Here is a 24348-nt window from a genome sequence, read left to right as displayed (position 1 = left end):
ATCTGTAACCTATTTTACAAATATAATAAAAAAACAATAGACGACATATATATCTTCATGAGAAAAAATTAAAAGATCAAAATTTACTACATGTATAAATGGCAAGTAGAGAATTTGAAGTTTCAAATTGGTAAATTAATTCAAGTCTATAGACTAAGAAAAGAATTATCACAATTCCAATTAGGATTGGAATTAAATATCTCTAAAGATCATGTAGGTAGAATTGAAAGAGGATTAACTAATCCAACAATTGAAAATATTGTGAAACTGTGCAACTTTTTAGACATCAATATTCTATTTCTATTTACAAAATTGGACATCACAGAATTGAAAAAAATAGAATTAGAAATTGATCATCTACAAAAAGAGTTTAAGAATAAAAATAAGAGAAAATCATAACTAAACATTGTCATACTTAAAATTTACAGCTTCTAATTCTGAGGTTATAGTCAAGGCATCTCCTCGCTTGGTTGTTCGCCCTGTCTCACTGATCAAATGCAAGTTTGTCTTTGCTCTGGAACAAATAACATATAATAATTTTTTTGAAGCCTCGTTTGCATTTCCCGAAAAAATCTCGTTCCAATGCGGAATGTAACCGTTCAGTAAACCGTAGGCAATAACTGTTTCAAATTCTTCACCTTTAATTCCTACGCATGTATTTATTACCACACCTGTCATTTCTCTGTAAAAACTTTTGAAGGACTGAATATCACTAGGGATTACATACTCGGGATCATTTAATCTTTTTTTTATATTGGTAAAGAAAAGTTCCCAACTTTCAACCAATGTTGGATTTTTTTTATAGTCAATACCTACTATGTTGAGAAATTGATCAAAACAATCTTTTAGGTAATCGATCCCTTCAATTTCATTTGATTTAATTGAGTTTATGAGTCTTAAAAAACTTCTTTCATTTCTATATTCCTCAGTTAAATCACTAAAAGTATGAATTCTGAAATTATCTATTAGTTCTGCTGCCCATCTATATCTTAAAGAATATAGTTTCGGGCTAGGCTGAGTTAAAAATAATCTTGAGAGTTTAAACCAAATATTTTCCCGATTCCGTGCCATTGGAGCTAGCCCCGAGGCATCAAAATTGACATTCGGTAGTACTGCCCTAAGTTTTTTCGAAATTGAGGTGATTAACCACCATTGAGGTACCAATACACAGATCTCGTCCTCAGGTATTCCCTTGTCCAAACTTAACAGAATTAATTTGGATATCTCTTCAACAATTCCTGCCTTATCAATAGTATTATTAAGAGTTATTAGACCTTTTGTTTTTGCATTAATTCCCACCGCTTTTATATCTATAGACTGCGTTTGAAACTGCCTGTAGAAATCAATTATTCGTTGACTAGATCTGTAATTTCCTTTTAAGGTTAAAGGTTCTATTGGAAGGTCATTTAACTCTTCTTTTATTTGTTCGATATTTTTTGCTACCCCTCCTAACGAAGAGTAAATAGCCTGATCAGTATCTCCTACAAAGAAAGCAGATGTTTCACCATTTCCTGCTCTAACAATTGTTGAGATGATAGCGTATAGTAAATCTTGAGTGTCCTGATATTCATCAATACAAATAATTTTGAATAATTTAGATAATATCTGTGGGATTCTTGGCAGATCCTGAAGGATTTTATAAGAGTAAAATAAAATCAATTCAAAGTCTATTAATTTTTTTCTTTTTAAAATTGAGTGATAATCTTCTAAAAGCCTTTTCTGGATTATTTTTGTTTCTAAGAAATTACCATTTCTATCAAAACGCATATTTACAGGATCTATTGGCTTCAATTTATATTTGACTTTTAAACTGCTTATTAGTTCATCACAATAAGATTCGTCTGCTATTGAAAATCCGTTTTGCAACTCAGGAAGATAACAAGAATAAGGCCTTAAAATCCATTCTAAACAAAAAGAATGAAGAGTACCTGACCATATCTTATCACTATTAATCCCCATAGCATTGAGCCGCTTAAAAATTTCTTCAGAAGCCCTAACAGTAAATGTTACTGCAGCAATTTTTTTCTTACTTGTATTTGCAAGCTGATCCAATTCATAAGCCAATTTATGAATGATCACTCTTGTCTTACCACTTCCTGGGCAAGCCGTAAGTAAAACATTACCACTTTGCGTAACTGCAACTTTCTGCTCATCATTTAATTTGTCAAGTATCATAAGTAAGAAAGAAATTTGGTTAGTTGATCTTGAGGAAATGTTTTTATAAAAGCCTCTAAAATTTCTAAATCTGTTTTATCTTTAGTTTCAAACTTTTTAGCTGCATTATAGTATGTTTTACAATATTTGTCATTTTTTATCTTTTCAATACGATACATAATTGATTTAACTTTCGACGACAAATTGATATGTGGCGATGCGAAGGCAATGGCTTTTAAAATATAATTTGGAATATATGTATTATATAAAAGCTCGTCGGTGATAAGTAATGCGAACCAGCCTTTACCATACTTTTTAGCTAATCTTAGAACTTCCAATCCTGCAACTTGAATATTAGGATTTTCTAATCTTTTAGTTATCAACTTTATATTTGATTCTTTACGATAGATCTTATCAAGTGCTGATACAAATTCCGGACTGTTTTCATTCATGAGTAAGTCTACTTCAAAAGTATGAGTTGCGTAAAATGCTTCCAGATACTCATTATCTTTACAAAGCTCTGTAATTATTACTCTACGTTCTTCTCCACTTTTTTGTGATGCTCTGAAATGTTTCTGATTTGGCGTATCATTTTCTGGAGAATCGGGAAGTTTTACAACAGAAATGTCTTGATCTGTTAATATTGCACAATATTTCTTTATACGTTCTTCATGAAAAATATTTGCTACATTTTCAAAACCTGTACTGCCAATATTAATGAGACTTACTCCAATCTCGTCTAAAGAAAGACCAAAAACAACTTCAAACATTGCTGGTATTAATATTTGTTCAGCATCACCTTCTACAAGTATAACTCCTTTTGCAAATAATAGATTACTACGAACCGCGTCTAGATATCGTTCTAATCTTCTTATTTGATTAGGTAACAAATTATTAGAAGGTTGAAAAACCAAAGCTTCATTTTTTCCTCTACAAATAACATTTACACTACTTATTTTACTTGCTGAGGATATATGAGTGGAATGAGTAGAAATTATTATTTGAGTATTACTTTTGCTTAAGTTATTAAAAAGAGTTTTTTGTATATGAGTATGAATATGTGCTTCCGGCTCTTCAATCAGTAGAAAATTCGCTATTCGATCTGTCTTGACCCTTTCATATTCTAATAGCTTTAATGACAAATATATTAAATTAGCTCCACCTAAACTAAGTTCCCAAACCCTACCTTTATAATCATCTTCAGGATCACCCACCCACAGCTTTAATGATTGGAAAAGTTTTTCCATTTTATTTGGAAGCTCTGATTTAATATCAATGCTTGGAGCATATGTTGTCCCTACAGCATTCTTTATACTTTTATCAATGCCATTCTTAATTTCTATTACCTCATCAAGTGAACTAATTTTTTCATTAAGATTGTCGATACTAGTTATAATTTCGTCCTGCTTAGTAATTTCAACTGTTTTTTCTTTCCCTTTCAATAAATTAATTAGTGGGTTATTACTATAAGAACGTAAATCAGCTTCAACATCCCTTAGAGCCTTTATAAATGTACATGAGACTTCATTATGGATACTGATTTCACGTGGTAAGTAAGTTCCTATGACTAGTTCTTCTTTTTCGTCAGGATCTGGGAACTTAATTTTATCAAAATTCCCAACGTATTTTTCGTAGGTTACATCATCACTAAAATCACCAGAACCACGACTTAAATAAACTACTTCATAATCGGCTATGGTAATTTTATCTAAGAGTAGCTCTAGTCCTTCTGAATCTTTTTCAGCTAAAATCGAATAGTCATACAACTCTTTTCTAAATTGATATTTAGGTCGGAAATATACCGAATAACTACCTTTAGAAGGAGTATCCATACATCCGCTTGATTGTACAGCCAAAGCTTGTGCTTCTTCACTTGCATCTAATCCTTCAAAAAAAACCGTTATAACGATCCAATGTCCCGCCCAATTGCCAATTCCCCGGTTGAAATCGTTTGAATTAAAATTAATATATCTTGGCAATGAATCATCAATAAGTATTCGAAGTGCATAAAAGAGATTGGTTTTGCCTGACCCATTTTCTCCTATTATTGTATTTATTCCTTCAGTAAATTTAAAATGTGCTGATTTAAAATTACGGAAATTTCTAATGGATAATCCAGAAATATACATAGTTAATAGTTTTGTTAAAAATACCAATATTTATAGAATTAAACTAACTGTATTTACAGTTTTACTTGGTAAAATTTACTAATTCTATGACACATAACAATTTAAGACATTAGTACTATGGTACTTAAGAGAGGTCTAAAAAAGAATTGCAAAATCAACCAGAGAAGATGATCAACATCAACGTGATAACAAGAAAACACCTGGAAACACAATGAAATTAACCACCTAAGAAACAACAGGAAAATAAAATTTTAAAATCTTTATCACTCTTTAATTTGGACAGTTGTTCGAATTAAAAGGTAACTTTTCAAAAAATTCGAAACATTAAGATTTTTGTGAATACATTATTAGAGGACTGTAGAATTAAAATAACTATCTTTTTTCAAAATAGTATTCCGTAACTTTACTATCAGACAGATTATAAACTTAATTTAACTGATGATTCCAGCCAAAATTTTTATCGACGAATTTGGAAATGCACACCTTGACCTTTCCAAAGAAGGAACTTTTTCTCATTTTATTTACACCTCGGTAATTATAAAAGATACAGATATTGAAAAAGCAAGAAAAGTATTGAAAGATATCTGTATAAAATATAGACTTGGAGAAAATCTTAAATCCAGTAATATCAAAAACAAAAACTTTAAAAAGAGAAAAGATATTCTAATTGAATTTGTTGAAAGATTGGACTTCGTTATTGATATCATGGTAGTCGATAAATCAAAACTTTTCGGGGAAGGTTTAAAAATCAAAAGAACTTTTTATAAATATTTCCAGTCATTATTTGTAGAAAAATATAACAAAATCTATGAAAGCTATTTATCAATGCTGATAAAGTAGGAGAAGAATTTAAACAGGAACTGCAAGATTATGTTAGGGAAAAAAGCATTAACCGTGATTTATTTAATCAGGACAGAAGCTTTGAAATTTTTGATGATAAAGATGAAAAACTCATACAAATTGCAGATTTTATTTCAGGATGCTTGGGCAAGGTCTTTTGTACAAGTCATTTTGATCACCAATATATTGAATTGTTCAATCTCTTGCATGCAAGAACTTCAATTTCATATTTTCCTTTCGAAAGCTATATAACAAAAGAAATAGAGGGCAAACCCGAACTTGACAGGCAAATCATGAGAATGAACTATCAGTTAATTCAGAAATTCTTAGAATCAACCAATGTTCAAAAAACTAAAGAAAAAGCTAGACTACTAGAATACCTACGATTCCAGTCAGAACTAAATCCTAATCGTTTAGTCTCAACAACTGAACTGCTTATTTATCTCAATAATTTTTTTCCTAATATCAAAAGTGAAAGAGTCAGAATATTAATCAGAGACCTAAGATATGAAGGACTATTTATTGTAAGCCATTCTGGTAAACCTGGTTATAAACTTGCAACAAAGTATTCAGATGTTTCTGAACATTTTAACCATTTTCTAAAATACGTTGTACCAATGCTCCAAAAGGTAAAAATATTGAACGAAACCCTTTCTAAGAACTCATTTAACGATATAAACCCTATAGAGAAAGACCCCAATATGCAGAAACTTAAAGAATTAATATCAGGAATTTAATCCGCTATTATGCAAAAATCTACCATACATAAACTAAAAGAACAAGCGATATATATTGATGATAAGAACAGAACTGATGAGATAGATTCTTATTATTTTGAGGGTAATAAGTGTGTCGTGGTGTATAAGAACAGTGGGAAAGCCTATTCTTATCCCCAACATAGAATTAAGATGTTGAGATCTGCTATTCAGAGTGAGAGAGCAGGAAATATTTTTTCTTATCTAAAGGCGATTGCAGAAAGTGTTGGTTTGAAGACAGAGGAAGGCAATAACATTCTTGCCAATAGCTATGGGAGTATTCGTTTTATTCCTGAGACTTCAATTCTTTACAATTATCTTAATGGGAAAGAACCCGAAAAGAATTATCACGCCTCTCCTATTGAAATCTTTCCTTTTGGTTTTAATCTGAGTCAGAAAACGGGAGTTGACCATGCGTTTTCAAATCCGTTAAGTGTTATTGAAGGTCCTCCCGGAACAGGAAAGACACAGACTATTCTTAATATTATTGCCAATGCGGTAATGAATAATCAGAGTGTGGCTGTTGTTTCAAGCAATAATTCGGCAACAAAAAATGTTTTTGAGAAACTGGAGAGCAATGGAATTTATTTTATAGCAGCATTATTGGGAAGCAGTCAAAATAAAAAAGAATTTATCGATGCTCAGACTGAAATCCCTGATCTGTCAGATTTTAGATTAGAGCAAGAACAGGAACAATCCCTTATTCAGTCTACTCCCCTTCTTTTTGCTGAGCTTGCTGAAAAGTTGGAACTAAAGAATGAACTGGCTTTACTTACACTCGAAATAGATAAGATCAAAACAGAACATCAGCATTTTACAGATGATGTCACTTTGGCAACTGAAATCCGTTTTAAAAAGAATGTCAGTTCAGATCAGCTGCTTTCATTATGGGTTACGTTGGAAGACTATGAGAAAACAGGGAAGAGATTTTACTGGTGGCGCAAATTGATATTTCCTTTTCTGTATGGGGTAAGAGATAAGATTTTTTATAGCTTATCGTATGAAGAAATGATCAGGATTGTTCAGTCAAAATACTATGGGGTGAAAATTTCAGAGCTTGAGCTCAGAAAACAAGAACTGCAAAATACCTTGCAGCATTTTTCCTTCCATGATAAAATGAAAGAATATACTGAGGGATCTATGCAGCTCTTTAAAAACAAACTCTACCAAAAATATAAAGGAGAAAAACGTTCAGAATATACGGAATGGGATCTTCGTTTTAAATCAGAAGAATTTATTAAAGATTATCCTGTCATTATGAGTACTACCTACTCATTAAGAAGAAGTCTTGCTGAAAACGTAGTCTACGACTATGTAATTGTTGATGAATCTTCACAGGTGGATCTTGCAACGGGTGTACTCGCATTATCCTGCGCGAAGCAGGCTGTCATTGTAGGAGATTTAAAACAGCTTCCCAATGTAGTGGATTCTGCAACAGCAGAAAATACGGATCAGATCTTTAAGAACTATGATATTCCGGAATCTTATCGGTATTCCAATCATAGTCTCCTTTCTTCTATAATAGAAGTATTTCCAGAAGTACCGAAAACATTGTTAAAGGAACATTATCGCTGTCATCCTAAAATCATTGATTTTTGTAACCGTAAGTTTTATAATGATCAGTTAATCATACTTTCGGAGGGACAGACGGAAAGAGAACCTTTATTAGTATATAAAACAACTAAAGGCAACCATGCCCGGCAGAGAGAGAATCAGCGGCAGATTGATGTGATTGTTCAGGAAATCATTCCACAGCAAAAGCTGGAAGGCATGAATCTCGGAATTGTAACCCCATACCGTAATCAGACCATCGCACTGCAAAGAACATTTCAGGGAACAGATGTCAAAGCCGACACGGTAGATAAATTTCAGGGAAGAGAAAATGATGTGATCATTCTTTCTACAGTAGATAATGAAATCTCTGAATTCACCGACAACCCGAACCGACTGAATGTAGCCATTTCCAGAGCCAAAGATCAACTGATTTTATTGGTGAACGGAAATGAAAGTGACAACGACACCAACATCTCAGATCTGATCCGTTATATTGATTACAATAATTTTAGCACGATCAATAGTGAAGTACATTCTATTTTTGATTACCTGTACAAAGGATATGAAGAAAAAAGAAGAGCCCTTTTATCAGATCAAAAAAAGAAATCTGTTTTCGACAGTGAGAATCTAATGTATGCGTTAATTAAGGAAGTTTTGTCCGACGATCAATTTTCAAAGTATGGCGTCATTCTACACCATCCATTGAGAAATTTACTGTTAGATTTTTCCAAATTAAATACTGAAGAAGAAAAATATGCTAGACATCATGCCACACATCTTGATTTTCTGATTTATAACAAGTTGGGGAAAAATTCTGTATTGGCTATTGAAGTTGATGGTTATGAATATCATAAAACGGAAAGCCGACAAGCTGAAAGAGATCATATGAAGAATGAGATTTTGGAGAAGTATGGAATTCCGTTGGTAAGGTTTTCGACGACGGGAAGTGGGGAGAAAGAGAGGTTAATTTCGGCTTTAACAAAACTAAAATTGTAAGATTCAGAAGACTACGGAAAACCGTAATTAGTTCCTTTAAAGTTAATTTAGATTTGCAGATATAAAATTAACTACAATGAAAAAATCATTACTTTATCTTGTATTACTTCTCTCCGTTATTTCATGTACCAACTATTACACTGTTAGACTACAGGAAGACACGCCTCTTTACTACAGCAGTGACAGCAGCAAATCAGTTACCACTATTCCTAAAGATACGGAAGTTTTCTTGTCTTCAAAAGCTGGTAAGAAAAATTACAGCAAACTTAAATGGGGAAATTATTACGGGTGGGCCTATAAGCCCAGCTACACAGCTTATAGTGACTATTCTAAAACCTCATCGTATTCTTCTCCATCAGTAAGATCATCCTCTAGTTACAGTTCTCAATCAAATTCAGGCGGATCAGTACATGTTAAAGGTTATACGCGAAAAGATGGAACTTATGTTAGACCACATACAAGAAGCGCTCCTAGAAGGAGGTAATTGCAATCAAAATTGATTGTCTAAAAATACGTTATCCATCTTTTCAGAAACCAGCGGTTACGGCTTTCCGTAATGAAAATGGTGACCAAAAATTTACTTTTGATCTGGTATTAATCTGTTTTGATATCAAAATAATTATTAATTAATCTTTATTGTACTATGAATACAATCGAAGCAATCAAGCCAGGCCCCAAGCCTAAAAAACCAGATGGAGAACCTGACAGAAGAAGAAGGGTAACCCCTCCCAATCAACCTAAGCATCCAAAGCTAAAACCTCACGAGCACGAAAAAGGGGATTAGACTTGGATAAAATGTAAAATGTAGAAGCAGCTTATTGGCTGCTTCTTTACATTATTATTTTCTTTAAATTAATTCTTGTTTATAAATTCAAATGATGTACTGAAATCATCCTTCAGTAATAGGTAAGCATCAAACTTTTTACCGTTTTTGCTTTTCATGTTTTTGATGAGTGATGTTTTGTTTTGAGTTAATAGTAACGTAAGATCTTTACTACTGATTTGTATTCCGCATATCATTCTGAATAAAATCCAGTTGCACTGCTCATCTGGACATTTGACGATTTTCTCTTTAATGATAAGATGATGCTTTTGGCATTTTGGACATTTTAATTGTGGTATGTTTTCCTGAGGAATATGAAGAGATAAGAGTTCATTGGTGATTTCATTTGTATAATGTTGGATCTCGTTCATAAATTGGGCTTTGTCTATTTCCCCCTTTTCAATTTTATCCAGTGCCATTTCCCATTCTGCGGTCATTTGGACATTGGCTATTTTTTTGTCTTTGACAAGGTTGTAAACTTGTAAACCTTTATCGGTCGGATGCAGTATTTTGCCTTTTCTGATGATATAGTTTCTGCTGAGCAGGGTTTCAATAATGGAAGCTCTGGTAGCCGGGGTTCCGATGCCGATATTGGATAGTGCTTTCTGTTCTTCTTTATTTTCAATAGATCGGCCTGCATTTTCCATCGCCGATAAAAGGTCGGCCTCTGTATAAAGCTTGGGAGGTTGCGTTACTTTTTCTAATAATTCTGTTTTTGATATTTTGAGCTCATCTCCGGTTTTGAATTCCGGAAGTTCAGTAAGGACTTCATTTTTATTATCGGAATTTTCATTGTCAGTGAGAATTCCTTTGATGGCTCGCCAGCCTTTCTCTAGGATTGTAGAGCCTTTGATCTGGAATTCATAATGATGGACTTTTATCTGGATTTGGGTGACTTGCTTTGTACAGGTGTGGGATAGGGATTCCAATAATCGGTAAGCAATCATCTCGTAAATGGCTTTTTCCGTAGTGCAAAGTGCAGAAGGTATTTTAGTGGTTATGAGTAATCCGTGATGATCGGTAACTTTTAGATCATTCACAATCCTCTTGTTGAAGTTTCCGAATTTTAAATGGGTTATGGCGGCTTTGAAGGGTTCGGTCTGATTCAGTATTCTGACCAGCTCAGGTATATCAGTCCATAAGTCTTCAGGAATATACTTACTGCCGGTTCTGGGGTAAGTGATGAACTGTTTCTCATAGAGGCTTTGGGCTGTTTGTAAAACCTCATCAGCAGAAAGCCCCAGTTTTCTGTTGGCTTCTTTCTGTAATTCTGTGAGGTCGAAAAGTAATGGAGATTGTTCCTGTACTTTTGTAATGGATACATCTTCTACAACAGCTCTTCCCTCCCGCTCTATGGATTTTTGGATTTGTTCTGCCTGCTTTTTCTCTTCCCATTGTAATAGTGAAACACTGGTGAAATCTGTATATTCTTTTCTATGGCTGAGCTGGATCTGAAAGTATTTTTGCTTGGTGAAGTTTTGATGCTGAAGAAACCGTTGACAGATCAAAGCAAGGGTTGGCGTCTGCACCCTGCCTAAAGAATATACATCTTGGTTTCCTGCGATGGTTAATGCCTGGGTGGCATTGATGCCTACCAGCCAGTCCGCTTCACTTCTGGCTTTAGCTGCTTGATATAAACCTTCAAAGGCATCGCCTGGCTGAAGGTTTTTAAAACCGTCCTGTATTGCTTTTTCTGTCAGGGAACTGATCCAGAGTCTTTCAAAAGGTTTGTTGCATTGTAGGTAGTGATAGATATAACGGAAGATCAGCTCTCCTTCCCTTCCTGCATCGGTGGCAACAATAATACTGCTGCATTGACTGATGACTTGTTGTATGGTGTTGAGTTGTTTTAAAGCGGAAGGATCAGACTCATAGCCTTTTGTTCTCTTTAGCTTTTTAGGAGTTAGAATAAAAGGGTTGGGAAAGATAGGCAAAGAGGCTCTGTTAAAGCCTCTTATACCATAATCTTCCGGCATTCCTAACGCGATCAGATGTCCTAATGCCCAGGTGACACAGTATCCATTACCGGACAGATAGCCATCTTTTTTTTCATGGGCTCCTAACAATTGGGCAATTTCTCTTGCGACGCTGGGTTTTTCTGCGATGATTGCTTTCATATGATGGATTTAGATGTTTATTATAGTTTTTGTCCTCTTGGTTTTCTAACCTTTTTTTGTTGATCCTCCTGCTGTTTATTGGCGGGCTGCTGCTGTTTTGATTCTAAAGGCTCCTTCAGATTTTTAGTAGCTTCATTGGTTTTACCTTGGGTGTTAACCGCAGTTTGAGTTTTATGATCTACTGTAGGTTTTGCCTCTTCTTTGAGCTTATTAGGATGAGTGAATGAAAAGTCGGTTTTTGAAGTTTCCTTGTTAAAGGTAATATAGCCCTGATAGGCTTTACCTTTAGCATCGGTAAGTCCGTCAATGTAAATGGTTTGTCCGGCTTTGAATTTTTCATACTGTGAATCGTCCAGCTCCTTTCCCCTGAAAACCTTTGGTGCTTCTTTATCCGTATGCTGAGGTTGCTGGTTGGATGTCTTTTGCTCCTGGGACTGTTGTTGACTTTGCAGCTGAGACGGTTTAGTATTGAATAGAAATTCTACATACCGCTTATCCGCATTGAATTGTACGGTGGCATCGAAAGGTTCTCCTTTTTTAGAGGTCATACCTTCAAGATAAAGCGGTCTTCCTTCCAGCAGGGTTTGTTTCTGATGTTCATCGAGTTTTATGCCTTTAATTTCATCAGGGATTTTCATGTACTCCGCTCTATAGGCTACCAATTCATTGGTTAAACGGTCACGGCTGATCACTGATGGAATGATTTCATCAGTTTTAAGATTGACAAGATCTACTACCCGACCCATATTCCCGCTTTCTTTCAGATTCTTCTTGTCTTCATCCGTGAACTGATGACCTAAGAATGTATTATTGAGGTTGGGCTCTTTTCGGATTCCATGCAGGTGAACGGCAACCTGTCCTGTATCTCCTGTTTGAAGAGATAATCGAACATCCATTTTGCTCACTGCCGTTCCCAGATTAATGGTGATGGGGATTAACGTATTGGTTTTAAAACCTCTGAGTAATGAATCCATCGCATTCATTTTTTCAAGCTTCTCCTGATTAAGTCCGAACTTTTCCATCGTTTTCCAGTCGATTTGCTCAGGCTGAAAACGATATTCCTGATTGTCTGTGTTGTTGTCCATTGTATTTTTATTTTTGGGATTGTTGTTATGTTGAGGTAAAACTTCGTAGTCCTTCAGCTTTTCTTTTTCTTCAGGTGATGCCTGATCAACATATTTTTGAAGATCCTTAGCAGTATTAACAGCATCATATTCCGAAACTTTGAAAAAGTTGAAATGCGTGGGATTTTTAAGCTGCCGATAAAAATTGGAAAAGAAGTTAGAGAATAGATCGCCGTGCTTATCTACTCTGATCAGCGGCTCATTATCCTTTTTTCTTGTGGAGGAACTTTTTGAAGATTACCTTCTTTATCAATTCCTTTAACCATCTCAATCTGATTGGTATGAATGTTCAGAACAAGGAGTGTATCTGTTGCCGGTTTGAGTTCACTAGGTTCCTGAGGGGTTATCAATTCATTTTCCATTGTATTTCATTTAATGGAACCAAGGTATGGGCTCAATTAAGAAAATCCTGAAGATTGGAATGGTGATGAATGGTTTGGCTGTGGATGTCTTGTTACTATCAAGAGTTCAAACATTCTCTGATCAATTGATGGACATCCGAAAGCTTATAGTACAGCTTTCCGCTGATGGTATAATAAGGCAGCTTTTTATCAGTCCTATACCTCTGTAATGATCGTGAACTTATCTTTAAAAGCTGTAAAACATCCTGGTTATCCAGAAGCTGCTCTCCGTCTACTTCTATAAATCTGGATTGGTTCTTAATCATTTGCTCTTTCAGTAGATCAAATCTTTCCATGATTTTCTCCATCCAGGCTATAAATTCTGTTCTTTCAATATTCATAACTGTGATTTTTATGATTGCTGGTGATATAAAATTGAACAACAGAAATCATATAAAATCACTAGTTTTTCGTAGTAACGAAAAGATTTTGTTTTTTTAATGTTAAAATTTATTACCAGAATCTAATTATATGACAATGAAAGCCTCGTGAATAGATAAGAAAAAGAAGGTTTTGAAAAAGGCTTAAGAGTGGTTAAAAAAATAAGATAGCCTGTCAGTCCCCAGCATGAAACTTCATGTGGGGTTATAGTTTTATTCTTCTCAATTTATATACACCTGTGAACCAGAAATGATAATATTGAAAAATCAGTAATCAATAAGACATGTTAAACCGTCTGCAAGTAAAACGTTGATTAGATTGCTGTAAATATTAAATTAAAGAAGATTGCTTCCTCCAATTATTGAGTTAACTGGCGGCCATGCCTCCAAAATAACTTTCCTTATATGTTTTGTCAAAATAGTTACCCAAACTGATAGTATGGCTTTCATCAACAGGATTAATATATTTCATAAACATCTGCTCTGTAGTATGTCCGGTTGCCTGCATTAGTAAAGGAGTGGGAATTTTCCCATAAAAGTTGGTTGCAAAACTTCTCCGCCCAATATGACTGGTGAGTGCTTCCCATTTTTCAACTATTAATTTTTTTACCCTGTGCCCTACACGTTTTACCGCATTTACAGACTCATTGAGCTGAGCAATCCGGCCAATTTGTTTAATATGGTTATTGTATTTCGTAGCGGAAAGTTTTGGGGGGAAATTATTTTTATACCGTTTAATAATTTCTAAAACAACTGGATGTATGGGCAGCAGGATCTCTTTTTTTGTTTTTTGCTGGATGAAAGAAATACACACCCGGTCATTCACTTTCTTCATTTGATCTGAATTAAATTTCATAAAATCTGAGACTCTCTGACCGGTATAGCAACTTATAAGAAGCCACTCTTTGGCAGCCTGCAGCTCCCTTGGGACTTTAACCTTTTCTATTTTCATCACTTCCTTTTCAGTAAGATTTATGACGATTCTGTTTTGCCTCTCCCGTCTTATATCCAATTCCCTGACAGCAGTTCTTATACCCTTTCTTTCAGCGAAGTTTAGAATTGTTTTAATAAAATGAATAGTTCTGTATATAGTGTTCTCACTGTAAGCCTCTTCCTTTCCAAAAGAAATAAATCTTCTGATAAAATCTCCATCCATACTATTTACGTACAGTCTCTTAGCTGTAAAACCTTCAAACCTCTCAATAAAGTTAAAAAATACTTTATATCTTTTATAAGTTGACTGGCAAATGTATTCTTGTTTTGAGGAAATATACATATTGATAAAACAAAGCAGTGAATCTTTTGGATAATCCTCTTTCTCTTTACTGCAGAGATTTTTTATTTCTTTGAACAGATATCTTTGTGAAGAAAGTTTTCCCTTAGACTGATCTTCTTCAATACACTCTGCTAACCGTATTTTCAGAGCATCCAGCTTAGTATTAATTTTTTTATAGCACTTCAGGTAAATATTATTGGGACGTTGTTTTTTACTGTCCCAATCTTCCTGGCAGATTCTCAGCGGAGTTTTGAAATTGAAGAGCGGCTGACCCGATTGATTTTCAATTTTTAAATGAATAGATTCTTTTGCCAATCCACGATCAGAAATGAAAAATTTAAAAGTCATTACTAGAAATATTAGGTTAATTTCCAGCTAATATAAATCAAAAGGTAGTCCTGTTTAGACTACCTTTCACTTACAAATATATAATAAATATTTTACTAGGCAAACAAAATTAACTTTTTGCGTATTAATATTTTAACTGGATTAAGAATGTTTTTTGTTAAAAATTATACATTATCACAAACAACCAACATAATTCAATTACAACAATTGTTCATTTATTAATAAACTAATATGCAGATATATATCATAAAAAAAAGTCTAAACAGGACTACTTTATGTAAACACACATGAAATTAACACAACAACCTAAAAAAATGGAAAAATTTTTATTATTAAATCCCCGACTCTGCCCGATAGAGTCTTCTCAAACTGAAATGAATGTCTCCATTCCAAATCTTATTTGGATGAAAAAAAACTATAAGCTTATTTGGGACAGTATTAGCTAAATACATACACACTTACCAACACGCTTCATTCACTTAATAAATATTATTTATAAGTTTTTACTGTGGCGGGCGCGTTGCTCTACAGCTTTTGCCCGCCAATTTTTTAGAAATAATGAAAACATATTAATAACATACAATTTATAAAATTTCCCAAAAAAAGTGATTTAATTATAATATTTAAGCCCCTTCTGGTTTCCCTCAAATATGCCACTATTACACTACACAGGTGATGAGAAAGAAAGGGGCTTAATTTTTATATGTGAATGGCACATTATGTAACAAAATCAATCTTTTATAAAAATAGGATTATGAAAAAAAAACTTATTTTAATCTTGGCTATTAATAGCCTCAGTATTAGCGCACAGCAAGGAGGAGTTGGCATTGGGACTACAAACCCGGACCCATCCGCTGCTCTGGATATAACTGCTGCCAATAAAGGGATTCAACTTCCACTCGTTGCACTCACTTCTACTCTAGACATAACAACAGTTGCCAATCCTAAAACAGGATTTATTGTTTACAACACAGCTGCAGCCGGAACAGGGAATACTTCTGTTACCAAAGGTCTTTATGCCTATAATGGAACGGTATGGGAAAAAATGTGGTCGAAACAGGAGGTAAAAACTGAAGTTGCAAAAATTCCATTTATAACCCCTGTTTTTGCGGCAAGTAATATAGCTGCTTCAGGTAGTATTGCTGCCGGCACAATCACAAATCTCACCTTTAATACTTTATACAAGAATTCTCCAGCAGGGGCACAAGGAGGCCCTGCTTATACTGGATACAGAATTCAAAGTGCTGGTGGCTATGTAATTTCCTTTAATGTGGATCTAAGAAATGTCTCCGGAGACACGAATGGAGGGGCAATGGTTTATGTACAAAAAAACGGAGTCAATATATGCAGCTACGGAACAGATAAACGATATCAATTCGGAGGTGTATCAAGTACCTGCAGTGTAAAACTGGTAGCCAATGACCTCATAACATTCAGCGTACAGTCTTCTAATGCCGCATATCAGATTACCAACCCTAATGTTTCCATTTCCAAAATATCAAATAATTAAATCAATCTTATGAAATCAAAACTTCTCATCTTATTTCTGGGATTAATGGCCATTATGAATAATGCCCAGATGGTGATAGGATCAGCCAATGTTTCACAATCAGCCATTTTAAAACTCGATTCAAATAATAAAGCCCTAAGGGTTCCAAGCTTATCCGTGACAGATAATGCTGATGCAGCAAGCCCTATTGCCTCTCCGGCAACAGGGGTAATGTTTTATAATACAAATTCAAACACTGCCAGCGATATCATCAAAGGAATAACCTATTGGGGAAGTGATAATAAATATCACCATCAGGCAAATACAGCATCAACTGATGATATTATTGCGGCTGCAAATATTCCTTTGTTAATATTCAGTGCTGCTGTTGGTCAAAAAGCCACTGTCCCTATAGGATCAGCTGGAGGAGGTGCTTTCACCACTCTTACCCTTACTCCTTCGGAAATTCTTGTCGATAAGTATGCCGGATGGAACAGTAGCACAAGCCAGTATAAAATCTCTTCTACAGGAATATATATGCTTGAGTTTATTACCGAAATGTCAAATATAGGAAATAATGGAGGAACTACTACTCATGATATATTAAAAGGGACTACTTCACTTGTCAGTGCATTTGGAAGGGATAACTTAATCAACAACAGGATGTACACTACCATAATCAGCACCCAGAACTTAATTTTAAATGATCTTATGACTTTTAAATATATCTATACCGCCAATAACTATAGAATTGAATCCGGAACAATCAACATTTATAAATATCAGTAATTATGAAAAAACAAATTATCTATATATTATACCTGCTGTTTATTTCTTGCAGCATATCGATAAAGTCTCAGGTAGGCATAGGATTAAACAATCCTGATACCAGTACAATACTGGATGTATATAGTACCAATAAAGGATTACTAATTCCAAGAGTCCAATTACTGGGAACTGATGATATCACTACAATTTCTGTAACATCCTCAACAAACTCGCCGGAACAAGGCACTTTGGTATATAATCTTTTGAACAGTGGTACCTCTCCCAATAATGTATTCCAGGATACATTTTATATTTGGACAGGTACCCAATGGGAAAGCATTGGAGAGACCGCCGATGTTCATACAGAAATAAACAATAATAATCTGACCAAGGTTTTATTTGCCGGAAAACCGGCAGTGGTCGCTGCAACCTATACAATGCCTAACTATTCAGCCTGGACTACAATGAATTTTACAACAGAAAGTGTGGACATAGGAAATATTCATAGTGGTGGAACATTTACAGTGCCAGCAACGGGCCTGTACTCATTTTTTGGAGATGTCTCTTTACGATTATCAAGTACTAATGGTAACTCTAAGGCATTTGGGGCCCGGATTTTTAACAGTACAACCTCTACAGTATTGGCTATTTCATATTATGGAACAGGGGCAGGAGGTGCACAAGGAGATATGCCATTGTATTGGATGGGTAACTTAACCGCCGGGGACCAAATTCAGGTCCAATACAGAATGAGAGCAGATAACTCAAGTACATTGTCTACAGCCACTGTTTCCAGTATAACTGTAAGAAAACATTTTTAAAATAATCTTAATCATTACAATTTTCCTTTGGAATCTTAAAAACACAAATTAATCATAAATAATATGTAAACAGACCTAAAATTCATTCATTATTTGCATTAGCCCTGGAAATAGAGTGTGGATTAATGAAATCGTTTCAATCAAACATATTTTAATTAGAATGAAAGGTAAAATGAGAGCATAGGATAGATTTATTTGATAGAAACGGGAAAATTTAGATATGCTCACAATTAAAATTAATTGAAATGTTGATGTCAGGCATGTTTTATTAGTTAATAAATAACTGTAAATAATGAATTTTAAAAAGATATACATAGGGAAAATGATTAAAGAAAAAGTTATAGAAAATGAGATAGATATATCTCGTATCTGTAACTTTTTCAAATTTTCGGTAGGAGAAATTGAAAAAATGTACGAAGCCCAAAGTTTGGACTGCGAAATCCTTTTGAAGTGGAGCAAGCTTTTGGAATATGATTTTTTTAGAATATACTCCCAGCATTTGATTCTGTATTCTCCCTCATCTAAAGGGAAAGTAAAAACATTAACAACAAAATCTTCCCTTCCAAAATTCCGGAAAAATATTTATACCAAAGAAATAATAGATTTTATTATTGAGCAGATAGAGGCTGGAGAAATAACAAGAAATCACGTAATTGAAAGGTATAGAATTCCCAAAACAACTTTATTTAAATGGATTAATAAATATAAATCCAGTAATGAAAAATAAAATCCAAATTATGATTTCAAAAAAAACTACTCCAAATTATAAACAGATTTATACTGATATAATCAAGACTAAGTTTCCGGAAAAAAAGGAAAAATGTATTTCCCTGCTTAATAAAGCTGATTTATCCCAAATAGATATTATAGAACTCAACAATATAATTTTTGAGAAGAAGGATAAAGAAATAGAAAAATTTAATCAGAGACTTCGTTCTTATGATCTCGTTTCAATTCAAAAGATTCTTGATTATCAGAAGAAATACAAATATAGTAACAGCCAATTGGCATACCATTTTGGATTAAGCCGAAATACAGTTACAAAATGGAAAAAAATGATTTCTAAACATCATGTTTAAGTGTAGTAGACTATTAAATTTTATTTTTAAGCACATCAGCTTCTTTCCTGAGCATAAGGTAAACTTAACGGGATTATTTAACTTTAAATTAAAAATATTTATATTAGCAGTATCCCACATTATGGGATTTTTTTCATCATTTGTGTTTTTTGAGCTTCCCTTCGGGGAAGTTTTTTGATTATGCCGTGTACTCAAAATAAATTCAATTCTTATCTCCCATTTTTTCTTTGATCTGTTTGATATCGGTTTTAATTTCCGTGATAAAGTTTTGAATATGGTGTTCTGCAAATTCATCAGGCTCATATTCTTTGGTGTTAATACTACAGGCAAATTCCCAGATTTCTTTAATTTCAGCTAATGGAATTTTATAAGGCTCATAAAATTGATTGTCAGCCTTTACCCATATACCATCTGCTTCATGAAACTGAAATCTTTTGTAACTGATACCATCATTGGTGGTAATAAAAACATACGTTCTGTCCGTTTTCAAGTCCGAAAGATTTTCAACATATTTTCCTACAATATAGGTTCCGTTTTTATAGGGGGGCATTGAATCTCCGTCAGCTGGAAATGCCCTGAACTTACCCCCTTTTAAAAAAGGTAATGATATGGTCTCCAGACCTTCTATGTATTCCGGATCTCCATAGCCATTCAGGTAGCCCATAGAAGCTTTTTGGGGGATAATCTCAATCTGATTGTTTCCATCTGGATCAACCTTTATAGGCAGAATGATCCTGTTCTCAGGAAGCTCCATGAGTTCATCGATGGAAAATTTTCTGACATCTACAGTCAACAATAGATCGATGCTGATGTTATAGAATTTTGAAATTCTAAGCAATATTTCAATAGGAGGTTCTGTTCTGCCGTATTCATAGGCGACATATCTGGATCGGGTAAGAATTAATAGATCTGCCAGTTCTTGCTGAGTCATATTTTTCTTTCCTCTCAAAAACACGATGTTATCAGAGAATTTTGACATTGTTACAATTTTAGACAACAAAAGTACAAAATTTGTTTCAAAACGTAACTAATTTTATAACATGGAAAGAGCAATTGTACATATGGATCTGGATACATTCTTTGTTTCCTGTGAAAGGCTGAAAAACTCTGAGTTGGAGAAAAAACCCGTGATCATAGGAGGTGGAGACCGTGGTGTAGTGGCGTCCTGCTCTTATGAAACCCGTTTTTTCGGAGTCAGAAGTGCCATGCCGATTAAAATGGCTTTACGGCTATGTCCCGAAGCAAAAGTCATTAAGGGAGATATGGAAATGTATTCCAATATGTCCCATATGGTAACGGAAATTATCCAGGAAAAAGTTCCTGTTGTGGAAAAGGCAAGTATCGATGAGTTTTATCTTGATCTTTCTGGAATGGATCAGTTTTTCGGATGCTATAAATGGACCCATGAAATTGCTGAAAGCGTACAGAAAAATACAGGATTACCGATAAGTTTTGCTCTATCCACCAATAAGACCGTATCCAAAATCGGAACCGGAGAATCAAAGCCAACCGGAAGGTTTGAAGTGAAACAGCCTGACATTCAATCATTCTTGAACCCACTTTCGGTAAAGAAGATCCCTATGGTCGGCGATGTTACTTTTCAGCTACTGTCAAGGCTGGGCATCAGAACCATACAGACCCTTTCAGAAATGCCTGTTGACGTTCTTCAGCAGCTGATTGGTAAAAATGGAAATGAACTCTGGAAAAAAGCACACGGAATTGACGAAAATCCTGTGGTTCCTTATTCGGAAAGAAAATCTATTTCTACAGAAGATACTTTTGCCCAGGATACTATAGATATTCAGGGGATTCAAAGTATACTCTCAGGAATGGTTGAAAAACTCTGTTATCAGCTCCGGGCAGAGAAATGGCTGGTATCGGTAGTAGTGGTAAAACTCCGGTATGCCAATTTTGATACGGAAACCAAACAATGCAGGATTCCTTACACCTCAGCTGACCATACCCTGCTCAGGTATGTTTTAGAACTTTTTAAAAAAGTATATACCAGACGTATGAGAATCAGGTTAGTTGGAGTAAAGTTTACCGGACTGGTTCACGGATGCCATCAAATGGATCTCTTTGAAGATACGGAAGAGTTGATATCACTGTATCAGACAATGGATAAAATCAAGAACAGGTTTGGAACTTCAAGTGTAGGAAGAGCCTCAGGTTTATTAAAATAAGTATAAGATGTTTCTGAATTGTCATTCTTATCATAGTCTTCGGTATGGAACCATTTCTATTAAAGAACTGGTTAAGCAGGCTGTACATTTTAATATTAAAACCTTAGCTCTTACAGATATCAATACCATTACCGGGATCTATGATTTTTATAAACTTTGCCAGGAGTATAATATCAAACCGATTGTCGGAGTGGAAATACGGGTTCAGGATGAACTGTATTATATCTGCCTGTCCAGAAATCAGAGAAGTATCGGAGAGATCAACAGGCTTTTAACTGCGTTTAATTGTGAAGGCATTGAAATTCCTAAAGCAAATCCTGATTTTACAGATACTTTTGTTATTTACCCACTGGAGAATATTCCGGAACAATTAGCAGATCATGAATTTATAGGTATCAGAAAGGACCAGCTCAACCTTTTAATTCAACCTGAATTGAAACCGTTCATCCATAAAATGGTCATCCTGCATCCCATTACCTTTACAACTCCTGAAGAATATGAGCTTCATAAAATACTAAGGGCCATTGATCTCAATACCTTGATCAGTAAGCTAACAGAAGCTCATTACTGTAAAGACAATGAAATGTTTACTGATAAAAAAAAGCTTTTGGCTCAGTTTCAGCATGAGCCACAAATTATTGAAAATACAAAATATATTGTCAATACTTGTCATTTTGATTTTGACTTTTCAACCCCTAAAAACAAAAAGCATTTCACTGATAGCAGGGAAAATGATTTTGAGCTTTTAAAGAAGTTAGCGTATGAGGGCCTTTCAAAAAGATACTCCGAAGACAATCTACAGGCAAAAGAAAGGGTGGATAAAGAATTAGCAGTTATTGATCAGCTTAATTTCTGTGCTTATTTCCTCATCACCTGGGATATTATCCAATACAGCAACCGCATGGGATTCATGCACATAGGAAGAGGCAGCGGCGCCAATTCTATGGTCAGCTACTGCATCGGTATTACTGATATATGCCCTTTGGAACTGGATCTGTACTTTGAGAGATTTTTAAACCTCAACCGGAAAACGCCTCCTGATTTTGACATTGACTGGAGTTGGCAAACCAGGGATATCATCCTGGAATATATTTTTGGTAAATATGGTAAAGACCATGTTGCCTTCTGCGGGACCAATGTTGAATTTAAATACCGTTCTATTTTCCGGGAAGTAGGAAAAGTTTTCGGTCTTCCTAAAGAAGAACTGGATACACTGGCAACAAAACCAATTCAGGAACATGATAGCAATTCGGTATCAAGACAGGTCCACTATTATGGAAAACTCTTAGAAAAGTTTCCTAACCAGAGAAGTATGCATTCCTGTGGGATTCTGATCTCAGAAGAACCTATCACCAATTATTCTGCACTCGAAATGCCTCCCAAAGGTTTTCCGATTGTACAGTTCGATATGTACACTGCTGAAGATATTGGCCTTGAAAAATTTGATATTCTCTCACAGAGAGGTTTAGGTACCATAAATGATACGGTAAAGCTGGTGAAGGAAAAAAGAGGAATTGATATCGATATCCGGGATACTTCTCTCTCAAAAGATGAAGCCCAATGTAATGAATTCTTAAGTTCCGGAAAGACAATCGGCTGTTTTTATATTGAGTCACCCGCTATGCGGGGGTTACTTCGAAGACTGAAGTGCGACAATTACAAAGTACTGGTTGCCGCCTCTTCCATTATCCGCCCCGGAGTTGCACAAAGCGGAATGATGCGGGAATATATCTTCAGGCACAATAATCCCTCAAAATTTGAGTACTTCCATGAGGTTTTTGAAAAAGAACTGGGAGAAACCTACGGTATTATGGTATATCAGGAGGATGTTATTAAAATTGCACTTCACTTCGGAGGGTTATCTGCACCTGATGGTGATGTTCTGAGAAGAGCAATGAGTGGTAAAGGCAGATCTTTATCTGCATTACAGAAAGTAAAAGATAACTTCTTTAAATCCTGTAAAAGATTAGGACACCCCGAAAAGTTATCTATGGAAGTATACCGGCAGATTGAATCTTTTGCAGGATACTCATTCTGTAAAGCTCATTCTGCTTCTTATGCCGTGGAAAGCTATCAGAGTTTATATCTGAAAGTCTACTTCCCTATTGAGTTTATGGTTTCTGCTATTAATAACGGTGGAGGATTCTACAGAACTGAGGTTTATATTCATGAAGCCCGGATGTCGGGAGCTGCTATCCATAATCCCTGTGTCAATCTGAGTGAATACCAGACAACGGTCTATGGTTCGGACGTTTATTTGGGATTGATGCATATTGAAAGGTTGGAACTTAAATTAGCGCAACTTATTCCTGAAGAAAGAAATCAGAATGGAGAGTATACTTCCCTGGAAAATTTTGTTAAAAGAATTCCTATTGGCATCGAAACACTACAAATTTTAATCTTTATCGGAGCATTCCGCTTTACCGGAAAACAGAAACATGAACTGCTGATTGAATCAAGATTTCTTCTGGGAACTCATAAGGTTCCTTTCAGGCATCTGACTTTATTGGACGAGCCCCAAAAAGATTATCAGCTTCCTTCTATAGAAAGAAACCGGTTTGAAGATGCTTTTGATGAAATAGAAATATTAGGTTTCCCCGTTTCATTCAGCCCTTTTGATTTATTACAAACTCGATACAGAGGTTCTGTTTTGGTAAAAGATTTATTGAAGTTTCATAAATGTCAGGTTAAAATGCTGGCGTATCTGATTTCAAGAAAGCATGTTCCTACCAAGAAAGGAACGATGTACTTCGGAACCTGGATTGATGCAGAAGGAGAATATTTTGATACGGCTCATTTTCCCAGCTGTCTTGAAGAATATCCTTTTCAGGGTGGTGGCTGCTATCTCTTATTGGGAACAGTGGAGGTCGATTTTCACTTCCCTACTGTTACTATTCATAAAATGGCAAAAATGCCTTTTATTCCGGATCCAAGATATTCTATGGATAAAGAAAAATCATTGGAAGCCCAGCGTAATTTGCATGAGGATGTCAGTATGACTTTTAGGAAACCATATCCCCAGGAACATGAAATTGGATTGCCAAGACAAAAGATGTAGCATTCGAAATTACTTTTGGCGATAACATACTTTAGCGTACCAAATAGTAATTT

21 protein-coding genes are annotated in these 24348 nt (G+C 34.9%); 13 read left to right on the top strand and 8 right to left on the bottom strand.

Annotated elements, in window-relative coordinates; all coding sequences use genetic code 11:
* The first annotated feature begins 90 nt into the window (after window positions 1-90).
* Window positions 91-399, top strand: coding sequence for a helix-turn-helix domain-containing protein (locus FN817_RS03275; RefSeq protein ID WP_002980955.1), 309 nt, complete (start codon window positions 91-93; stop codon window positions 397-399).
* Here the strand turns inward: FN817_RS03275 and FN817_RS03270 are convergent, their stop codons facing one another.
* Window positions 400-2175 (bottom strand): UvrD-helicase domain-containing protein, encoded by a 1776-nt coding sequence (locus FN817_RS03270; RefSeq protein ID WP_142716694.1) that lies wholly within the window; start codon window positions 2173-2175, stop codon window positions 400-402.
* Window positions 2172-4283 (bottom strand): ATP-dependent nuclease, encoded by a 2112-nt coding sequence (locus tag FN817_RS03265; protein ID WP_142716693.1) that lies wholly within the window; start codon window positions 4281-4283, stop codon window positions 2172-2174. Before FN817_RS03265 ends, FN817_RS03270 begins: the two co-directional genes overlap by 4 nt.
* 438 nt (window positions 4284-4721) lie before the next feature.
* Here FN817_RS03265 and FN817_RS03260 point away from each other — a divergent pair, with 438 nt between their 5' ends.
* From FN817_RS03260 to FN817_RS23035, 5 genes are all read left to right on the top strand, one after another.
* Complete coding sequence (locus tag FN817_RS03260; RefSeq protein ID WP_142716692.1) at window positions 4722-5123, top strand: DUF3800 domain-containing protein; 402 nt, start codon at window positions 4722-4724, stop codon at window positions 5121-5123.
* Between the two features lie 203 nt (window positions 5124-5326).
* The gene (locus FN817_RS03255) at window positions 5327-5860 is read left to right on the top strand and encodes a hypothetical protein (RefSeq protein WP_167498803.1); all 534 of its coding nucleotides are present in this window, start codon (window positions 5327-5329) and stop codon (window positions 5858-5860) included.
* A 9-nt stretch (window positions 5861-5869) separates the two neighbouring features.
* Window positions 5870-8428, top strand: a complete 2559-nt coding sequence (locus FN817_RS03250) for an AAA domain-containing protein (protein ID WP_142716691.1) — start codon at window positions 5870-5872, stop codon at window positions 8426-8428.
* 76 nt (window positions 8429-8504) lie between these two features.
* Window positions 8505-8912, top strand: coding sequence for a hypothetical protein (locus FN817_RS03245; RefSeq protein WP_002980961.1), 408 nt, complete (start codon window positions 8505-8507; stop codon window positions 8910-8912).
* A 159-nt stretch (window positions 8913-9071) separates the two neighbouring features.
* Window positions 9072-9212: a hypothetical protein gene (locus tag FN817_RS23035; RefSeq protein ID WP_002980963.1), complete on the top strand. Its 141-nt coding sequence runs from the start codon at window positions 9072-9074 to the stop codon at window positions 9210-9212.
* 68 nt (window positions 9213-9280) lie between these two features.
* Here the strand turns inward: FN817_RS23035 and FN817_RS03240 are convergent, their stop codons facing one another.
* From FN817_RS03240 to FN817_RS03225, 5 genes are all read right to left on the bottom strand, one after another.
* On the bottom strand, window positions 9281-11368 hold the full coding sequence (locus tag FN817_RS03240) for a type IA DNA topoisomerase (RefSeq protein ID WP_142716690.1): 2088 nt from the start codon (window positions 11366-11368) through the stop codon (window positions 9281-9283).
* Window positions 11369-11388: 20 nt separating this feature from the next.
* Window positions 11389-12453 (bottom strand): DUF3945 domain-containing protein, encoded by a 1065-nt coding sequence (locus tag FN817_RS03235; protein ID WP_228451462.1) that lies wholly within the window; start codon window positions 12451-12453, stop codon window positions 11389-11391.
* A 230-nt stretch (window positions 12454-12683) separates the two neighbouring features.
* A complete protein-coding gene (locus FN817_RS23355) occupies window positions 12684-12854 on the bottom strand; it encodes a hypothetical protein (RefSeq protein WP_228451461.1) in 171 nt (56 codons plus the stop codon).
* 98 nt (window positions 12855-12952) lie between these two features.
* Window positions 12953-13234, bottom strand: a complete 282-nt coding sequence (locus FN817_RS03230) for a helix-turn-helix domain-containing protein (protein WP_142716689.1) — start codon at window positions 13232-13234, stop codon at window positions 12953-12955.
* A gap of 406 nt (window positions 13235-13640) precedes the next feature.
* On the bottom strand, window positions 13641-14897 hold the full coding sequence (locus tag FN817_RS03225; RefSeq protein ID WP_142716688.1) for a tyrosine-type recombinase/integrase: 1257 nt from the start codon (window positions 14895-14897) through the stop codon (window positions 13641-13643).
* A 754-nt stretch (window positions 14898-15651) separates the two neighbouring features.
* On the opposite strand from FN817_RS03225, the gene FN817_RS03220 reads away from it, so the two are divergent.
* The 5 genes from FN817_RS03220 to FN817_RS03200 all read left to right on the top strand — a co-directional run bounded on the left by FN817_RS03220 (window position 15652) and on the right by FN817_RS03200 (window position 19054).
* Window positions 15652-16407 (top strand): hypothetical protein, encoded by a 756-nt coding sequence (locus FN817_RS03220; RefSeq protein ID WP_142716687.1) that lies wholly within the window; start codon window positions 15652-15654, stop codon window positions 16405-16407.
* 9 nt (window positions 16408-16416) lie between these two features.
* Window positions 16417-17175: a hypothetical protein gene (locus FN817_RS03215; RefSeq protein ID WP_142716686.1), complete on the top strand. Its 759-nt coding sequence runs from the start codon at window positions 16417-16419 to the stop codon at window positions 17173-17175.
* Window positions 17176-17177: 2 nt separating this feature from the next.
* A complete protein-coding gene (locus FN817_RS03210; RefSeq protein WP_142716685.1) occupies window positions 17178-17975 on the top strand; it encodes a hypothetical protein in 798 nt (265 codons plus the stop codon).
* A gap of 292 nt (window positions 17976-18267) precedes the next feature.
* Complete coding sequence (locus tag FN817_RS03205) at window positions 18268-18702, top strand: transposase (RefSeq protein ID WP_142716684.1); 435 nt, start codon at window positions 18268-18270, stop codon at window positions 18700-18702.
* Window positions 18692-19054, top strand: coding sequence for a helix-turn-helix domain-containing protein (locus FN817_RS03200; protein ID WP_228451460.1), 363 nt, complete (start codon window positions 18692-18694; stop codon window positions 19052-19054). Before FN817_RS03205 ends, FN817_RS03200 begins: the two co-directional genes overlap by 11 nt.
* A 202-nt stretch (window positions 19055-19256) precedes the next feature.
* On the opposite strand, the gene FN817_RS03195 is transcribed toward FN817_RS03200, so the two are convergent.
* Window positions 19257-20033 carry an XRE family transcriptional regulator gene (locus FN817_RS03195; protein WP_142716683.1) on the bottom strand — a complete coding sequence of 259 codons (777 nt, stop codon included), beginning with the start codon at window positions 20031-20033 and terminating at the stop codon, window positions 19257-19259.
* Between the two features lie 61 nt (window positions 20034-20094).
* On the opposite strand from FN817_RS03195, the gene dinB reads away from it, so the two are divergent.
* Entirely contained in the window at window positions 20095-21237 is a 1143-nt protein-coding gene (gene dinB / locus FN817_RS03190) for a DNA polymerase IV (protein ID WP_142716682.1), read from the top strand.
* A gap of 7 nt (window positions 21238-21244) precedes the next feature.
* Entirely contained in the window at window positions 21245-24295 is a 3051-nt protein-coding gene (locus FN817_RS03185) for a DNA polymerase III subunit alpha (protein ID WP_142716681.1), read from the top strand.
* The last annotated feature ends 53 nt before the right edge of the window (window positions 24296-24348 follow it).

The sequence above is a fragment of the Chryseobacterium rhizoplanae genome, assembly GCF_900182655.1.
Taxonomy (GTDB): Bacteria; Bacteroidota; Bacteroidia; order Flavobacteriales; family Weeksellaceae; genus Chryseobacterium; species Chryseobacterium rhizoplanae.
This window is presented reverse-complemented; position numbering and strand designations above follow the sequence as displayed.

What these genes read in the sequence shown, in the direction of transcription:
- FN817_RS03225 (WP_142716688.1), bottom strand. Translation starts at nt 14,897, where the DNA reads ATGACTTTTAAATTTTTCATTTCTGATCGTGGATTGGCAAAAGAATCT.
- FN817_RS03210 (WP_142716685.1), top strand. Translation starts at nt 17,178, where the DNA reads ATGAAAAAACAAATTATCTATATATTATACCTGCTGTTTATTTCTTGC.
- FN817_RS23355 (WP_228451461.1), bottom strand. Translation starts at nt 12,854, where the DNA reads ATGGAAAATGAATTGATAACCCCTCAGGAACCTAGTGAACTCAAACCG.
- FN817_RS03185 (WP_142716681.1), top strand. Translation starts at nt 21,245, where the DNA reads ATGTTTCTGAATTGTCATTCTTATCATAGTCTTCGGTATGGAACCATT.
- FN817_RS03215 (WP_142716686.1), top strand. Translation starts at nt 16,417, where the DNA reads ATGAAATCAAAACTTCTCATCTTATTTCTGGGATTAATGGCCATTATG.
- FN817_RS03235 (WP_228451462.1), bottom strand. Translation starts at nt 12,453, where the DNA reads ATGGACAACAACACAGACAATCAGGAATATCGTTTTCAGCCTGAGCAA.
- FN817_RS03265 (WP_142716693.1), bottom strand. Translation starts at nt 4,283, where the DNA reads ATGTATATTTCTGGATTATCCATTAGAAATTTCCGTAATTTTAAATCA.
- FN817_RS23035 (WP_002980963.1), top strand. Translation starts at nt 9,072, where the DNA reads ATGAATACAATCGAAGCAATCAAGCCAGGCCCCAAGCCTAAAAAACCA.
- FN817_RS03220 (WP_142716687.1), top strand. Translation starts at nt 15,652, where the DNA reads ATGAAAAAAAAACTTATTTTAATCTTGGCTATTAATAGCCTCAGTATT.
- dinB (WP_142716682.1), top strand. Translation starts at nt 20,095, where the DNA reads ATGGAAAGAGCAATTGTACATATGGATCTGGATACATTCTTTGTTTCC.
- FN817_RS03230 (WP_142716689.1), bottom strand. Translation starts at nt 13,234, where the DNA reads ATGAATATTGAAAGAACAGAATTTATAGCCTGGATGGAGAAAATCATG.
- FN817_RS03195 (WP_142716683.1), bottom strand. Translation starts at nt 20,033, where the DNA reads ATGTCAAAATTCTCTGATAACATCGTGTTTTTGAGAGGAAAGAAAAAT.
- FN817_RS03205 (WP_142716684.1), top strand. Translation starts at nt 18,268, where the DNA reads ATGAATTTTAAAAAGATATACATAGGGAAAATGATTAAAGAAAAAGTT.
- FN817_RS03245 (WP_002980961.1), top strand. Translation starts at nt 8,505, where the DNA reads ATGAAAAAATCATTACTTTATCTTGTATTACTTCTCTCCGTTATTTCA.
- FN817_RS03260 (WP_142716692.1), top strand. Translation starts at nt 4,722, where the DNA reads ATGATTCCAGCCAAAATTTTTATCGACGAATTTGGAAATGCACACCTT.
- FN817_RS03270 (WP_142716694.1), bottom strand. Translation starts at nt 2,175, where the DNA reads ATGATACTTGACAAATTAAATGATGAGCAGAAAGTTGCAGTTACGCAA.
- FN817_RS03200 (WP_228451460.1), top strand. Translation starts at nt 18,692, where the DNA reads ATGAAAAATAAAATCCAAATTATGATTTCAAAAAAAACTACTCCAAAT.
- FN817_RS03275 (WP_002980955.1), top strand. Translation starts at nt 91, where the DNA reads ATGTATAAATGGCAAGTAGAGAATTTGAAGTTTCAAATTGGTAAATTA.
- FN817_RS03250 (WP_142716691.1), top strand. Translation starts at nt 5,870, where the DNA reads ATGCAAAAATCTACCATACATAAACTAAAAGAACAAGCGATATATATT.
- FN817_RS03240 (WP_142716690.1), bottom strand. Translation starts at nt 11,368, where the DNA reads ATGAAAGCAATCATCGCAGAAAAACCCAGCGTCGCAAGAGAAATTGCC.